Here is a 13,626-nt window from a genome sequence, read left to right as displayed (position 1 = left end):
TTCTTACTTTCAGCGTATCTTCAGACAAGCTCCAAAAGCGCCATCGGCGCGGCATCGCCGCGGCGGGGACCGAGCTTCAGGATGCGCGTGTAGCCGCCCTGACGCTCCGTGTACTTGCTTGCAATATCGCTGAAAAGCTTCCGAACTGCTTCTTCATCGCCAATATCGGCAATCGCCTGACGGCGGGCGGCAAGATCGCCACGCTTTGCCAGCGTGATGAGCTTTTCCGCGAGGCTGCGGACTTCCTTTGCCTTCGCTTCCGTCGTCTCGATGCGTTCATGCTTGAAGAAGGAGGCCAGGATGCTGCGGAAGAGTGCCTTACGGGCACTCGAATTACGCCCTAATTTTCTATAGCTCATGGTTTATCCCTCTCTTATTCTTCTTCTTTCTTCAATGTCAAGTCGTATTCCTCGAGCTTCTTCTTGACTTCTTCCAAGGATTTTCTGCCGAGGTTCCTGACCTTCATCATGTCTTCTTCCGTCTTCGAGACAAGATCTGCGACCGTATTAATGTTCGCGCGCTTCAAGCAGTTGAAAGAGCGAACGGAGAGGTCAAGATCGTCAATCGTCGTCTCAAGAACCTTGGAAGCGTCCGGCTCCTCAGGCTCGGGAGGAACAATCTCCTCCTCTTCCTCAATCTCGGGAATACCCGCCATGTTTTGGAAGAGCTTGAAGTGCGAGATGAGGATGCTCGCCGCACGGCTCACGCCCTCTTCAGGGCGGATGGAGCCATCCGTCCACACTTCGAGGATGAGCTTGTCATAGTCAGTGACGTTGCCCACGCGCGTATCCTGCACTGTGTAGTTGACGCGCTGAATCGGAGAAAAGATGGAGTCGATCGGAATGACGCCGATGACATGATCGGGCTTCTTATTCTTCTCCGCCGCCACATAGCCTTTGCCGCGTTCAACGGTCATTTCCATGTGCAGCTCTCCGTCCTCGTTAAGCGTCGCGATGTGAAGATCGGGGTTCAAGATCTCAACGTCGGGATCGGTGATGATGTCCGCCGCCGTGACTTCCTTCTCACCCTTGACATCGAGGCGAAGAACGCGCGGCTCTTCGCTGTACATCTTGAAGCAGAGCGACTTGAGGTTCAGCACGATGTTCGTCACATCATCGCGGACGCCCGGAATGGTGGAAAACTCGTGCAGTACGCCGTCGATGCGGATCGAGGTGATCGCAGCGCCCGGCAGGGATGACAAGAGGATGCGCCGCAAGCTGTTGCCGAGGGTCGTGCCGTAGCCACGCTCCAAAGGCTCGCAGACGAACTTCCCATAACGATTATCTTCGCTGATTTCCACTATCTCGATCTTTGGCTTTTCGATCTCGATCATCTGGGATAACCCTCCTCCATTGTTCTCATGCAGTCAATCATATTGAAAATACCGGCAAGAGATTATCTGGAGTACAGCTCGACGATCGCCTGCTCGTTGACGGGGACGTCGATCTCATCGCGGCTCGGATAGCGCGTGACCGTACCGCTGAGCTTCGCACCGTCGGCAGTGAGCCATGCGGGAAGGTTCAGAGGCTTGTAGTTCTCGGCGAGCGTCTTGAAGAACGCATTCGAGCGGCTCTTCTCATCGATCGTGATCTCATCTTCAGCGCGAACGAGCGCAGACGGAATGTCGAGGCGCTTGCCGTTGACGCGGATGTGACCGTGCGTCACGAGCTGGCGAGCCTGACGGCGCGTCTGCGCGAGACCGAGGCGGTATACAACGTTATCGATGCGGCGCTCCAGGAGACCGAGGAGGTTCTCACCCGTGACGCCCGGCATCGTCTTCGCCTTCTCATAGTACTTGCGGAACTGCTTCTCAAGAACACCGTAGATGAACTTCGCCTTCTGCTTTTCCTTGAGCTGCATGCCATACTCGCTGACCTTGCGGGCCTGGCGGCGCGGCTGACGCTTGGACTGGCGGCTGATGCCGACCATGCCCGGCTCGATGCCGAGCGAACGGCAGCGCTTGAGGGTTGCGGATCTATCAATAGCCATATTTCTTCTGCACCTCCATCAAACTCTTCTGCGCTTCGGCGGACGGCAGCCGTTGTGCGGAATCGGGGTGACGTCCTTTATCATGTTGACTTCAAGGCCCGTCGCCTGCAGGGAGCGGATTGCAGCTTCACGGCCAGCGCCGGGGCCCTTGACGTAGACCTCGACCTGCTTCAAGCCGTGCTCCATCGCGGCCTTCGCCGCTACTTCCGCCGCCATCTGTGCAGCGAACGGCGTGCTCTTTCTGGAGCCGCGGAAACCGAGGCCGCCCGCGCTCGCCCACGAGAGGGCATTGCCGCTCTTGTCCGTCAGCGTGACGATCGTGTTGTTGAAGGTGGAGCTGATATGCGCAACGCCATATTCAATGTTCTTGCGGTCTTTTTTCTTCGTCCGCGTCGTTTTCTTTACTGCCACTCAATGACCCTCCCTTTTATTTGTCCTTCTTCTTGCCTGCGATGGCCTTGCGGGGACCTTTCCTCGTGCGGGCGTTGTTCTTCGTGTTCTGTCCGCGCACGGGAAGTCCCAAGCGGTGACGACGGCCGCGGTAGCAGCCGATATCGACGAGACGCTTGATCGCCATCTGACGCTCACGGCGAAGATCGCCCTCGACGATCGCTTCCTTGTCGATGACGTCGCGCAGTTTCACGACCTCATCTTCCGTCAAGTCGCGCGTGCGCGTGTCGGGGTTGACGCCTGCCAGCTTCAGAAGCTTCTGGGAGGTTGTCAGGCCGATCCCATAGATATATGTCAAAGCAATCTCGATTCTCTTGTCACGCGGTAAATCCACACCGGCGATACGTGCCATAGAAAAGCACCTCCTTAACCTTGTCTCTGCTTATGCTTCGGGTTTTCGCAAATGACCATGACGCGTCCTTTGCGCTTGATGATCTTGCATTTTTCGCAAATCCGTTTGACGGACGGCTTGACTTTCATTGACTTTGCCTCCTTCTGCGCTGCCTGCCGAATAGCGGCCGCGTCTACTTGAAACGATAGGTGATGCGGCCGCGCGTCAGGTCGTAAGGCGTAAGCTCAATCGTGACCTTGTCGCCGGGAAGGATGCGGATGAAATTCATACGGATCTTCCCCGAGACGTGCGCCAGAACGACGTGACCGTTTTCCAGCTCGACTTGAAACATCGCGTTGGGCAACGCTTCCAGCACTTTGCCCTCAACTTCGATTACATCTTGTTTTGACATGAGCTTCTCCCTCTCTGAAATTGGGTTGGGCGAAAGCTGTCCATCTTCCGTGAAAGGAGCGTTCCGCATCGGGAATTGCCCATGCCCAACATCGTATTTTCTCGGACGCCAAACCCGCGCCCGCCGTGACGCTCTCGCGTCTTTATCGTTCGGTGGCTCTCGGACACGCAGCTCAGTCCTTCAAGGCGGCGATCATGGCGGCCTTGACCTCGTCAATGGCCTTCCTGCCGTCGATCTCCTTGTAGACGCCTGCCTTTTCGTAGTAGGCGATCAAGGGCTTCGTCTGCGCCTCGTAAACGGAGAGGCGATTCTTCATCGTCTCCTCGCTGTCATCTGCACGCTGGTAGAGGTCGCCCGCGCATGTGTCACAAACCCCCGCCTTCTGGGGCGGGTTGAACTTCACATGGTACGTCGCGCCGCAGGATTTGCAGATGCGGCGTCCGACAGCACGCTCGATGAGGTCCGCTGCCGGCACCGTGATGTTGAGGGCTGCGGTGAGGGATAGCCCCAGCTCTTTGAGGATGCCCGTAAGAGCATCCGCCTGCTCCACCGTACGCGGAAAACCATCGAGGATGAAGCCCTTCTTGCAGTCGGGCTTCGCGAGCCGCTCCTTTACGATGCCGATCGTGACCTCGTCCGGCACGAGCTTGCCGGCGTCCATGCAGGCCTTCGCCTGTAGCCCAAGCTCCGTCCCCTCCTTCACGGCGGCACGAAACATGTCGCCCGTCGAGATGTGCGGAATGCCGAACTCTTTCACGAGATTGGCCGCCTGCGTGCCTTTGCCGGCACCCGGCGGACCCATTAACAGGATATGCATCAAAGGACTCCTCCTATTTCATGAAACCTTGGTAATGGCGCATGACCACCATGGATTCGATCTGCTTCATCGTGTTCAGCGCAACCCCGACGACGATGAGCAGTGCCGTGCCGCCGAAGTACACACCCTCGATGTGGGTCGCGCCCGCGACGAGGTTCGGCAGCACTGCGATGAATGCCAGGAAGAACGCGCCTGCCAGCGTGATGCGCGTCATGACAGTATCGAGATATTCTTCCGTCGGCTTGCCCGGACGTATACCCGGGATGAAGCCACCGTATTTTTTCAGGTTCTCTGCCATATCCGATATCTTTACAGTAACCGCGGTATAAAAGTACGTGAAGAAGATGATGAGCAGCGCGTAGATGCTGGTCTGCAGCGGTGTGCCCCACGCAAAATAACCGGCGAGTGTGGTCACCCAGGGAACTTCAATAAACTGGGCGACGGTTACTGGAAACATCAGCACGGATGACGCAAAGATGATTGGGATGACTCCCGCATGATTGACCTTCAGCGGGATATGGCTGGAACTTCCGCCATACGTCTTTTTTCCGACGACCCGTTTCGCGTAGGAAATCGGGACTCTGCGGTTGCCCTCTTGGATGTAAATGACGAACACGATCATCAAGAGAGCGATGACGGCAAAGACGAATGCGTTGAAATAGCTGATCGTCCCCGCCTGCAAATAACTGTAGATCGTGCCGAGATTCTTTGGCAATGCTGCGACGATACCGGCAAAAATGATGAGCGATATACCGTTTCCGACGCCGTTCGCCGTGATTTGCTCGCCGATCCACATGAGGAATATCGTGCCTCCCGTCAAGGTGATCGCGATGATCAGAATAGAGACGGGATTGGGATTCAAGATCGCCTGCTTCAGGCCGATCGACATGCCGACAGCCTGGAAAAAGGCGAGCGCTACGGTCAGGTAGCGTGTGACCTTCGTCGTTTTCTTGTGCCCTTCCTGCCCTTCTTTGGACCATTGTTCCAAAGTCGGAATGACAACCGTGAGAAGCTGCATGATGATCGACGCGTTGATGTACGGCGTGATGCTCATCGCAAAGATGGAAAACTTGCTGAATGCACCGCCGGAAAAGAGATCCAACAGGCCGAACAGGTTGCCCGTAGCAAACAGCTGCTCAATGGCCGACGGATCAACGCCCGGCACAGGAATGTGCGTACCGAGCCGGAACACGGCGAACATGATGAGTGTGAAGATGACCTTCTGTCTTAGCTCCGGAATCTTGTAGATGTTCGCAAGGGCTGAAAACAATCAGATCACCTCGACTTGTCCGCCTGCCGCCTTGATCTTTTCTTCCGCCGACTTCGTGAAGCCGTTGGCGCGAACCGTGAGCTTCTTCGTGAGTTCGCCCTTGCCGAGAATGCGGATGCCGTCGCAGACGTTCTTCAGGATGCCTTCTTCGACGAGTGCGACAGGATCGACGACAGCGCCATCCTCAAAGCGGTTCAAGGTTTCGATGTTGACCTCCGCATAAATCTTGCGGAACACATTGTTGAAGCCGCGCTTTGGAAGCCTGCGGTAGATCGGCATCTGGCCGCCTTCGAAGCCCGTGCGGACACCGCCGCCGCTCCTCGAATTCTGCCCCTTGTGCCCACGGCCTGCGGTCTTGCCGTTGCCGCTGCCAATGCCGCGACCCACGCGGTTGCGCGTCTTTTTGGAGCCAGGCGCCGGAGACAATTCATGTAACTTCATACTGCTTGCACCTCCTTGTTCTTTCTTATATATTCTCGACCTTCACGAGATGTTCGACCTTGTGGATCTGCCCCTTCAATGCGTCGTTCATCTCACGCTCCACCGACGAGTTGAGCTTACGAAGTCCGAGCGAACGAACGGTGGCTCTCTGCGTCTCGGGACGACCGATGAGGCTTCTCGTAAGAGTGATTTTGACCTTTGCCATCGAACTTCCTCCTTAACCTAAGAGTTCCTGCACCGTCTTGCCGCGCAGTTCAGCGACCGCTTCAGCACGCTTGAGCTGCTCGAGACCCTTGACCGTGGCGCGAACCATGTTGTTCGGATTCGACGAGCCAAGAGACTTCGTGAGGATGTCGCGAATGCCCGCAAGCTCCAAAACGGCGCGTGCAGGACCACCCGCGATGACGCCGGTACCTTTGGCGGCAGGCTTCAAGAGCACACGGCCTGCACCGAAGATGCCGATCATCTCGTGCGGAATCGTCGTATCCTTCAAGGAAACCTCGATGAGGTTCTTCTTCGCGTCCTCGATGCCCTTTCGTATTGCCTCGGGCACTTCGCTCGCCTTGCCAAGGCCTGCGCCAACCTTGCCCTTCTTGTTGCCCACGACTACGAGAGCACTGAAGGAGAAACGGCGGCCGCCCTTGACGACTTTGGCAACGCGGTTGATGTAAACGACCTTCTCCTCAAATTCAGGAGTCTCGTTGTTTCTGTCCCGGTCCCTGTCATGGTTCCTGTCCATTCTAGCCATTCATTTACCTCCTTGCAAGTCAGAATTTGAGGCCTGCCTCGCGCGCTGCTTCTGCGAGCGCCGCGACGCGACCGTGGTAGATGTAGCCCCCGCGGTCAAAGACAACCTCGGTGATGCCCTTTTCAAGCGCACGCTTCGCGACAGCAGCGCCGACAGCCTTCGCGGCCTCGATGTTGCCGCCGTAGTCCGAGAATCCCTTGTCCTTCGAACTTGCCGAGACGAGCGTCACGCCCTTCTCGTCGTCAATCACCTGCGCGTAGATGTTCGCGAGGCTTCTGTATACGTTGAGGCGCGGACGCTCTGCCGTGCCCGAAACGTGGTTACGGACGCGCAGGTGGCGCTTCTGCCTTGCCTTGTTCTTGTCTGCCTTGATCAGCACTATGGTCACTCCTTTCCTTTAAGCTGCCTTATTTCTTCGCCTTGGCGCCGGCCTTACCGACCTTGCGGCGGATGTGCTCGCCCTCGTACTTGATGCCCTTGCCCTTGTACGGTTCAGGCAGACGATAGCTGCGGATCTTTGCAGCGATGGCGCCGACAGCTTCCTTGTCGATGCCCGAAACGACGATGCTCGTCGCGCTGGGCGCGTCAAGCGTAATGCCTGCGGGCGGCTCGACAATGACGGGATGGGAAAAACCCAAGGAAAGGTTCAGATTCTTGCCCTGCTTCGCGGCACGGTAGCCGACGCCATTGATTTCGAGCGTCTTCTTGAAGCCTTCCGTCACGCCGATGACCATGTTGTTGATGAGCGTGCGCGTAAGACCGTGCAGGGAGCGGTGCTCCTTGTCGTCCGACGGGCGCGTGACTGTGAGGACATTGCCCTCGACCGCGATCTTCATGTCCGGATGAAGCTCGCGGAAAAGCTCGCCCTTCGGACCCTTTACTGTCACCTTGTTGACTTCCTCGATCTTGACGGTTACGCCAGTGGGAATCTCAATCGGTGCTCTGCCAATTCTCGACATCTTTTCACCTCCAGACGTTTACCAGACATAGGCGACGACTTCGCCGCCAAGGCCGGCCTTGCGGGCTTCCTTGTCGCTCATGATCCCCTTCGATGTGGAGATGATGGCGATGCCGAGTCCGCCGAGGACGCGCGGCAGTTCATCGTGCTTCGCATAAGCGCGAAGACCGGGCTTCGAGATGCGCTTGATGCCCGTGATGACCTTCTCGCGTGCGGGGCCGTACTTGAGGAAAACCGTCAGCATGCCCTGCTTCGAGTCTGCCGTGAAGGTGTAATCCTTGATGAAACCCTCTTCCTTCAAGACCTCGGCGATTGCCTTCTTGATCTTGGAGGCGGGAATCTCCACCTTGGAGTGGTAGACGGAGTTCGCGTTGCGAACGCGCGTCAGCATATCTGCAATAGGATCAGTCATTACCATGGAACCGATATCCTCCCTTTCATATGTTTCGAGGAAGACGCCGCGCAAAAGATGCGGAACGGCTTCCTTTCCTTTCGCTCAAAAGCGAATTTTTTTTGCCATGAAGCCCCAAGAGGTCAAGCCATAGGCGCAGACCGATTGGTTAGGCTTCTGTAAGGGCGACGCATAATGTCCACGAAGTGGACGTTTGTGCGTGTAGTTTACCAGCTGGCTTTCGTCACGCCGGGAATGGCGCCGTTGTAGCTCTGCTCGCGGAAGCAGATGCGGCACATGTCGAACTTCCTCATGTAGCCATGCGGACGACCGCAGATCTTGCAGCGGTTGTGCTGGCGCACCTTGAACTTCGGCTGCTGGCTCCACTTTTCGATCATCGATTTCTTAGCCACAGTTCATACCTCCTTCTTCAAGCCTTGAAGGGCATGCCCATGAGCTTCAAGAGCTCGCGCGCCTCTTCATCTTTTTCTGCTGTCGTGACGATGACGATGTTCATGCCGCGCAGCTTGTCAATCTTGTCGTACTCGATCTCGGGGAAGATGAGCTGCTCCTTGAGGCCGACCGCATAATTGCCGCGGCCGTCAAAAGCCGTGCTGCTCACGCCGCGGAAGTCGCGGACGCGCGGCAGGGCGACGTTGATGAACTTGTCGAGGAACTGGTACATGCGTGTGCCGCGCAGCGTGACCTTCGTGCCGATCGGCATGCCTTCCCTGAGCTTCCAGGCGGCAAGCGACTTCTTCGCGCGCGTCAGGATGGGCTTCTGTCCCGCAATGATCGTCAGATCATTGACGGCGGAGTCGAGAGCCTTGGGATTGCCGACGGCTTCGCCGACGCCCATGTTGATGATGACCTTCTCGATCTTTGGAAGCTGCATGATGTTCTTGTAGCCAAACTTCTTCGTGAGCTCAGGCACAACTTCGTTCTTGTACTTTTCCTGTAATCTATCCAAACCGTGCTCCTCCTTCCTCAATTATTTCGTCTGGTCGATGACTTCGCCGCACTTCTTGCAGGCGCGAACCATCTTGCCGTTGACTTCCTTCTTGCCCGTGCGCGTCGCCTTCTTGCAGGCCGGGCATACGAGCATGACCTTGCAGGCGTTCAGAGGGGCTTCCTTCTGGATGATGCCGCCCTGCGGGTACTTCTGGCTCGGCTTCGTATGGCGCTTCACCTTGTTCACGCCCTCGACGACGACCTTGCCCTTCTTCGGCAGAGCCTCGACGATCTTGCCCTCTTTGCCCTTGTCCTTGCCTGCGAGGACGACGACCGTGTCGCCTTTCTTTACGTGCAGTTTCACCTGTGACAAAATAGCGCCTCCTATCAAAGAACTTCAGGAGCCAAGGAAACGATCTTCATGAAATCCTTCTCGCGCAGCTCCCTGGCCACGGGGCCAAAAATACGGGTTCCTCTCGGCGTCTTGTCTTCCTTGATGAGCACGGCGGCGTTCTCGTCGAAGCGGATAAAAGAGCCGTCCGGACGACGGATGCCCTTGACGCTTCGGACGACGACAGCCTTGACGACATCGCCCTTCTTGACCGTGCCGCCGGGGGCTGCTGCCTTGACGGCAGCCACGATAACATCACCGATGTTGGCATACTTGCGGTACGAGCCGCCGAGCACGCGGATGCACATGATCTCTTTCGCGCCCGTATTGTCGCCAACATTCAGCATGGTCTGCTGTTGAATCAATGTATGAACCTCCCTTTCGAGATCGCAGCGAAATTATTTCGCTCTCTCGACGATTTTCACGACTCTCCAGCGCTTGTGCTTCGAGAGCGGGCGGGTCTCCATCAGAGCCACCGTATCGCCGACATGCGCCTCGTTGTTCTCGTCGTGCGCTTGGAACTTCACCGTCTTCTTGACGGCCTTCTTATAGAGCTTGTGCTGCTCAATGTCGACAACGGCGACGACGACGGTCTTGTCCATCTTGTCGCTTACGACCTTGCCGACTCTCGTCTTGCGTTCATTTCTCTCACTCATCAAAGAGCCTCCTTCCTCTGCATATCAATCAATTCTTCGCCAAGCAAACGTCCTGATTCTCAAGCTCGCGCTGCACCGTCTTGACGCGCGCGATCGATTTCTTGACTTCCTTGATACGCATCGGATTCTCCAGCTGGCCGGTAGCGTGCTGGAAACGGAGGTTAAACAGCTCCTGTTTGAGCGAAGCGAGCTTTTCAACAAGCTCCCCGGCATTCAAGTCGCGTATCTCATTAACCTTCATTTACTTCACCGCCCTCTGCTGCTTTCAGTGACTCCTCGCGCGTGACGAACTTCGTGCGGATCGGCAGCTTGTGGCCTGCAAGGCGCATGGCCTCCATGGCGACTTCCTTCGACACGCCGTCCATCTCGAAGAGCACACGACCGGGCTTGACGACGCACACCCAGTACTCGGGCGAGCCCTTGCCGCTGCCCATACGGGTCTCGGCCGGCTTCGCCGTGACCGGCTTGTCGGGGAAAATCTTGATCCAGACCTTGCCGCCGCGCTTGATGTAACGCGTCATGGCGATACGGGCGGCTTCGATCTGACGATTCGTGATCCAAGCCGGCTCCAGAGCCACAAGGCCGAACTCACCGTGGCTGACCGTGTTGCCGCGATGTGCCTTGCCCTTCATGCGGCCGCGGAACTGCTTACGGTATTTGACTCTCTTCGGTAATAACATTAAGCTTCGCTCCCTTCAGCGGCAGCCCTCTTGGACTGCTTCTTCTCTGGAAGGATTTCGCCCTTGAAGATCCAGACCTTGACACCGATGCGTCCGTACGTCGTGCGGGCTTCCGCCGTGCCGTAGTCGATGTCGGCGCGCAGCGTGTGCAGCGGAATGCTGCCCTCGCGATACGCCTCGCTTCGGGCGATTTCCGCGCCGCCCAAGCGACCCGAAACCTTGACCTTGATGCCCTTGGCGCCAAGGCGCATCGTGCGGCCGACCGACTGCTTCATGGCGCGGCGGAACGCGATGCGGCGCTCAAGCTGCTGCGCGATGTTCTCGGCGACGAGCGTCGCGTCGAGATCGGGCTGACGGATCTCGGAGATGTTGATGTCGACCGTCTTTTCCGTCTTGCCCTTGAGGCCTTCCTTGATCTGCTCGATGCCCGAGCCGCCGCGGCCGATGACCATGCCGGGCTTCGCCGTATGGATCGTGAGCTTCAGACGGTTCTTCGAGCGCTCCGTCTCGATCTTCGAGACGCCGGCAGCACCGAGGCTGTCTTTCAAATACTTGCGGATCTTAATATCTTCATGCAGGTTGTCTGCAAAGTCCTTATCTGCGTACCATTTTGCATCCCAATCCTTGACGATGCCGATGCGGATGCCGTTCGGATTTACTTTCTGACCCAAACCTTTTCCCTCCTCCTCATCTTTCTTCCACGGCGACGGTGACGTGGGACGTGCGCTTCAAAATCTTGAACGCCTGCCCACGCGAACGCGGGTGGATGCGCTTGAGTGTCGGGCCCTGATCGACATAAGCCGTCTTGATGTAGAGCTTGTCGACATTCATGTCGAAGTTGTTCTCGGCATTGGAAACGGCGGATTTCAATACCTTCTCTATGACGTCCGCACCGATTTTCGGCGTGAACTTCAAGATTGCGAAAGCTTCGGCGATGTTCTTGCCACGGATGAGATCCATGACGACACGCACCTTGCGCGGCGCAATCCGTACATACTTGGCTGTAGCTTTTGCTTCCAAAGGGGAAATGCCTCCTTTCGCTCTTATCTCAGCGAAGTCTTGCGCTCTTCGCCGGCATGGCCCTTGAACGTGCGCGTCGGAGCGAACTCTCCGAGCTTGTGTCCGACCATATCTTCCGTCACATATACAGGAACGTGCTTGCGGCCGTCGTGCACGGCGATCGTGTGACCCACGAAATCCGGCAGGATCGTGGAACTTCTCGACCACGTCTTCACGACCTTCTTGTCGTTCGCCGCATTGAGCGCGTCAATTTTCTTCACGAGACTTTCTTGTACGAAAGGTCCCTTCTTGACTGATCTCGACAAAATATATCCTCCTTCCGCTCAGGCAGCCTGAGCTGCCTTCCCCCACGAATTACTTGCGGCCACGCACGATGAGCTTGTCCGACGCCTTCTTGCGGCGCGTCTTGGCGCCCATCGCGCACTTGCCCCACTTCGTGACCGGATGCTTGCGGCCGACCGGGCTGCGCCCTTCGCCGCCGCCGTGCGGATGGTCGTTCGGGTTCATCGCTACGCCGCGGTTCTCCGGGCGCTTCCCGAGCCAGCGGTTGCGCCCCGCCTTGCCGATCGTGATGTTCTCATGCTCGAGGTTGCCGACCTGGCCGATCGTCGCGCGGCAGTTGATGTGCACCTTGCGAAGCTCGCCCGAGGGAAGGCGCAGGAGCGCATAGTCGTTCTCTTTCGCCATGAGCTGGACGGCGCTGCCGGCACTTCTTGCAAGCTGTGCGCCCTTGCCGATCTTCAGCTCGATGTTGTGGATCATCGTGCCGACGGGGATGTTCTTGATGGGAAGCGCGTTGCCGACCTTGATGTCAGCCTCTGCGCCCGATTCCACCTTGTCGCCGACCTTGAGACCGTTCGGCGCGAGGATGTAGCGCTTCTCGCCATCCGCGTAGTTCAGAAGAGCGATGCGTGCGCTGCGGTTCGGATCGTACTCGATCGTCGCGACGCGGGCAGGGATGCCATCCTTCGTGCGCTTGAAGTCGATGATGCGGTAGCGGCGCTTGTGACCGCCGCCCTGATGGCGAACCGTCATGCGGCCCTGCTGATTGCGTCCGCCATGGCTCTTAAGGCTCTCGACGAGGGATTTCTCCGGCTTGTCCGTCGTAATTTCGTCAAACGACGCGACCGTCATGAACCTGCGGCCTGCGGAATAAGGTTTGAAACTTTTGATTGCCACTTCTTTTTACCTCCTTTGCTCGATTTTATGCCTGGAAGAACTCGATCGTCTCGCCCGGAGCGAGCTTCACAATCGCCTTCTTGTAGTCCGAGCGCTTGCCGACGAAGCGACCCATGCGCTTCATCTTGCCGCTGACGTTGACCGTGTTCACGTTTGCGACCTTCACGTTGAAGACCTCAGCGACCGCCTTGGCGATCTCGATCTTGTTCGCTTTCTTGGCGACGACGAAGACATACTTGCCTTCCTCCATGAGCTGGGTGCTTTTCTCTGTGATCAGCGGGCGGATGAGGATATCGCGTGCGTCCATTATGCGAGCACCTCCTCAATCTTTTCTATCGCAGCCTTCGTGATGAAGAGCTTCGTGTGGTTCAGGATGTCGTAGACGTTGAGGCCCATCGTGTTGATCGCCTTGACGCCGGGGATGTTGCGCGAAGAAAGCTCGACGTTCTCGTTCTCATCGAGCGTGATGATGAGGCTCTTCGCATCGACGCCGAAATCGCCGAGCATCTTGACGACGCTCTTCGTCTTCGGGGCATCGAACTGAAGGTCGTCGAGGACGATGAAATCACCGCTCGCCACCTTGTCCGAGAGCGCACACTTGATCGCGAGGCGGCGCTGCTTCTTCGGCATGCGGAAAGCATACGAGCGCGGCTGCGGGCCGAAGACCGTGCCGCCGCCGACCCACAGCGGCGAGCGCGTCGAGCCGCTTCTTGCACGACCCGTGCCCTTCTGTCTCCACGGCTTTCTGCCGCCGCCCCTCACGAGGCCGCGCGTCTTCGTCGCATGCGTGCCGAGACGGCGCGATGCGAGCTGCATGACGACGGCCTGATGCACGAGGCCGGCATTCATCTCCACGCCGAAGACGCTGTCATTCAATTCGATATCGCCAACCTGCTGGTTTGCGCTATTATAAACTGCTACTTTTGGCATAAGTTAGCAATC

The 13,626-nt window shown here is 57.3% G+C and carries 28 protein-coding genes; all 28 read right to left on the bottom strand.

Annotation, left to right across the window (positions count from 1 at the left end; genetic code table 11):
- Positions 1–20: 20 nt before the first annotated feature.
- The 28 genes from rplQ to rplD all read right to left on the bottom strand — a co-directional run bounded on the left by rplQ (position 21) and on the right by rplD (position 13,614).
- Complete coding sequence (gene rplQ, locus RWS31_RS01035; RefSeq protein WP_314595377.1) at positions 21–359, bottom strand: 50S ribosomal protein L17; 339 nt, start codon at positions 357–359, stop codon at positions 21–23.
- Positions 360–373: 14 nt separating this feature from the next.
- Positions 374–1,333 carry a DNA-directed RNA polymerase subunit alpha gene (locus tag RWS31_RS01030; protein ID WP_314595376.1) on the bottom strand — a complete coding sequence of 320 codons (960 nt, stop codon included), beginning with the start codon at positions 1,331–1,333 and terminating at the stop codon, positions 374–376.
- A 62-nt stretch (positions 1,334–1,395) separates the two neighbouring features.
- The gene (gene rpsD, locus RWS31_RS01025; RefSeq protein ID WP_264919413.1) at positions 1,396–1,989 is read right to left on the bottom strand and encodes a 30S ribosomal protein S4; all 594 of its coding nucleotides are present in this window, start codon (positions 1,987–1,989) and stop codon (positions 1,396–1,398) included.
- Between the two features lie 18 nt (positions 1,990–2,007).
- Positions 2,008–2,400 carry a 30S ribosomal protein S11 gene (gene rpsK, locus RWS31_RS01020; RefSeq protein ID WP_006191770.1) on the bottom strand — a complete coding sequence of 131 codons (393 nt, stop codon included), beginning with the start codon at positions 2,398–2,400 and terminating at the stop codon, positions 2,008–2,010.
- A gap of 16 nt (positions 2,401–2,416) precedes the next feature.
- Entirely contained in the window at positions 2,417–2,791 is a 375-nt protein-coding gene (rpsM, locus tag RWS31_RS01015) for a 30S ribosomal protein S13 (RefSeq protein ID WP_006191768.1), read from the bottom strand.
- A 14-nt stretch (positions 2,792–2,805) separates the two neighbouring features.
- The gene (gene rpmJ / locus RWS31_RS01010; protein ID WP_005842139.1) at positions 2,806–2,919 is read right to left on the bottom strand and encodes a 50S ribosomal protein L36; all 114 of its coding nucleotides are present in this window, start codon (positions 2,917–2,919) and stop codon (positions 2,806–2,808) included.
- Positions 2,920–2,963: 44 nt separating this feature from the next.
- Positions 2,964–3,182 carry a translation initiation factor IF-1 gene (gene infA, locus RWS31_RS01005; RefSeq protein WP_009645081.1) on the bottom strand — a complete coding sequence of 73 codons (219 nt, stop codon included), beginning with the start codon at positions 3,180–3,182 and terminating at the stop codon, positions 2,964–2,966.
- Positions 3,183–3,354: 172 nt separating this feature from the next.
- Entirely contained in the window at positions 3,355–3,999 is a 645-nt protein-coding gene (locus RWS31_RS01000; RefSeq protein ID WP_314595372.1) for an adenylate kinase, read from the bottom strand.
- A gap of 13 nt (positions 4,000–4,012) precedes the next feature.
- Positions 4,013–5,269: a preprotein translocase subunit SecY gene (gene secY, locus RWS31_RS00995; RefSeq protein ID WP_009645098.1), complete on the bottom strand. Its 1,257-nt coding sequence runs from the start codon at positions 5,267–5,269 to the stop codon at positions 4,013–4,015.
- Positions 5,270–5,710 carry a 50S ribosomal protein L15 gene (gene rplO, locus RWS31_RS00990; protein WP_314595370.1) on the bottom strand — a complete coding sequence of 147 codons (441 nt, stop codon included), beginning with the start codon at positions 5,708–5,710 and terminating at the stop codon, positions 5,270–5,272.
- Between the two features lie 25 nt (positions 5,711–5,735).
- Positions 5,736–5,915: a 50S ribosomal protein L30 gene (gene rpmD, locus RWS31_RS00985; RefSeq protein ID WP_006191760.1), complete on the bottom strand. Its 180-nt coding sequence runs from the start codon at positions 5,913–5,915 to the stop codon at positions 5,736–5,738.
- A 12-nt stretch (positions 5,916–5,927) separates the two neighbouring features.
- Positions 5,928–6,458: a 30S ribosomal protein S5 gene (rpsE, locus tag RWS31_RS00980; protein ID WP_006191759.1), complete on the bottom strand. Its 531-nt coding sequence runs from the start codon at positions 6,456–6,458 to the stop codon at positions 5,928–5,930.
- Positions 6,459–6,477: 19 nt separating this feature from the next.
- Positions 6,478–6,837 carry a 50S ribosomal protein L18 gene (gene rplR / locus RWS31_RS00975; RefSeq protein WP_314595368.1) on the bottom strand — a complete coding sequence of 120 codons (360 nt, stop codon included), beginning with the start codon at positions 6,835–6,837 and terminating at the stop codon, positions 6,478–6,480.
- 28 nt (positions 6,838–6,865) lie between these two features.
- Entirely contained in the window at positions 6,866–7,417 is a 552-nt protein-coding gene (gene rplF, locus RWS31_RS00970) for a 50S ribosomal protein L6 (RefSeq protein WP_314595366.1), read from the bottom strand.
- A gap of 18 nt (positions 7,418–7,435) precedes the next feature.
- Positions 7,436–7,834, bottom strand: a complete 399-nt coding sequence (gene rpsH, locus RWS31_RS00965; RefSeq protein WP_009645148.1) for a 30S ribosomal protein S8 — start codon at positions 7,832–7,834, stop codon at positions 7,436–7,438.
- A gap of 200 nt (positions 7,835–8,034) precedes the next feature.
- Positions 8,035–8,220, bottom strand: coding sequence for a type Z 30S ribosomal protein S14 (locus RWS31_RS00960; protein WP_009645105.1), 186 nt, complete (start codon positions 8,218–8,220; stop codon positions 8,035–8,037).
- A gap of 17 nt (positions 8,221–8,237) precedes the next feature.
- Entirely contained in the window at positions 8,238–8,777 is a 540-nt protein-coding gene (gene rplE, locus RWS31_RS00955; RefSeq protein WP_009645131.1) for a 50S ribosomal protein L5, read from the bottom strand.
- Between the two features lie 21 nt (positions 8,778–8,798).
- Positions 8,799–9,131 (bottom strand): 50S ribosomal protein L24, encoded by a 333-nt coding sequence (rplX, locus tag RWS31_RS00950; protein WP_009645091.1) that lies wholly within the window; start codon positions 9,129–9,131, stop codon positions 8,799–8,801.
- Positions 9,132–9,145: 14 nt separating this feature from the next.
- On the bottom strand, positions 9,146–9,496 hold the full coding sequence (gene rplN / locus RWS31_RS00945; protein ID WP_006191735.1) for a 50S ribosomal protein L14: 351 nt from the start codon (positions 9,494–9,496) through the stop codon (positions 9,146–9,148).
- 51 nt (positions 9,497–9,547) lie between these two features.
- A complete protein-coding gene (gene rpsQ, locus RWS31_RS00940; protein WP_006191734.1) occupies positions 9,548–9,805 on the bottom strand; it encodes a 30S ribosomal protein S17 in 258 nt (85 codons plus the stop codon).
- 28 nt (positions 9,806–9,833) lie between these two features.
- Positions 9,834–10,046: a 50S ribosomal protein L29 gene (rpmC, locus tag RWS31_RS00935; protein WP_006191731.1), complete on the bottom strand. Its 213-nt coding sequence runs from the start codon at positions 10,044–10,046 to the stop codon at positions 9,834–9,836.
- The gene (gene rplP, locus RWS31_RS00930; protein WP_009645139.1) at positions 10,036–10,485 is read right to left on the bottom strand and encodes a 50S ribosomal protein L16; all 450 of its coding nucleotides are present in this window, start codon (positions 10,483–10,485) and stop codon (positions 10,036–10,038) included. The genes rpmC and rplP overlap by 11 nt, the downstream gene beginning before the upstream one ends.
- Positions 10,485–11,156, bottom strand: coding sequence for a 30S ribosomal protein S3 (gene rpsC / locus RWS31_RS00925; protein ID WP_006191728.1), 672 nt, complete (start codon positions 11,154–11,156; stop codon positions 10,485–10,487). Before rpsC ends, rplP begins: the two co-directional genes overlap by 1 nt.
- Positions 11,157–11,172: 16 nt before the next feature.
- Positions 11,173–11,505 carry a 50S ribosomal protein L22 gene (gene rplV, locus RWS31_RS00920; protein ID WP_009645138.1) on the bottom strand — a complete coding sequence of 111 codons (333 nt, stop codon included), beginning with the start codon at positions 11,503–11,505 and terminating at the stop codon, positions 11,173–11,175.
- 23 nt (positions 11,506–11,528) lie between these two features.
- Complete coding sequence (gene rpsS, locus RWS31_RS00915) at positions 11,529–11,810, bottom strand: 30S ribosomal protein S19 (RefSeq protein WP_009645084.1); 282 nt, start codon at positions 11,808–11,810, stop codon at positions 11,529–11,531.
- A 49-nt stretch (positions 11,811–11,859) separates the two neighbouring features.
- Positions 11,860–12,684: a 50S ribosomal protein L2 gene (gene rplB / locus RWS31_RS00910; RefSeq protein ID WP_009645099.1), complete on the bottom strand. Its 825-nt coding sequence runs from the start codon at positions 12,682–12,684 to the stop codon at positions 11,860–11,862.
- 25 nt (positions 12,685–12,709) lie between these two features.
- A complete protein-coding gene (rplW, locus tag RWS31_RS00905) occupies positions 12,710–12,991 on the bottom strand; it encodes a 50S ribosomal protein L23 (protein ID WP_009645115.1) in 282 nt (93 codons plus the stop codon).
- On the bottom strand, positions 12,991–13,614 hold the full coding sequence (rplD, locus tag RWS31_RS00900; protein WP_006191719.1) for a 50S ribosomal protein L4: 624 nt from the start codon (positions 13,612–13,614) through the stop codon (positions 12,991–12,993). Before rplD ends, rplW begins: the two co-directional genes overlap by 1 nt.
- Positions 13,615–13,626: the final 12 nt, after the last annotated feature.

It is taken from the genome of uncultured Selenomonas sp. (genome assembly GCF_963528755.1).
Classification (GTDB): domain Bacteria; phylum Bacillota; class Negativicutes; order Selenomonadales; family Selenomonadaceae; genus Selenomonas.
The sequence above is the reverse complement of the archived record's forward strand: the minus strand, read 5'-3'. Positions and strand labels throughout refer to the sequence as shown.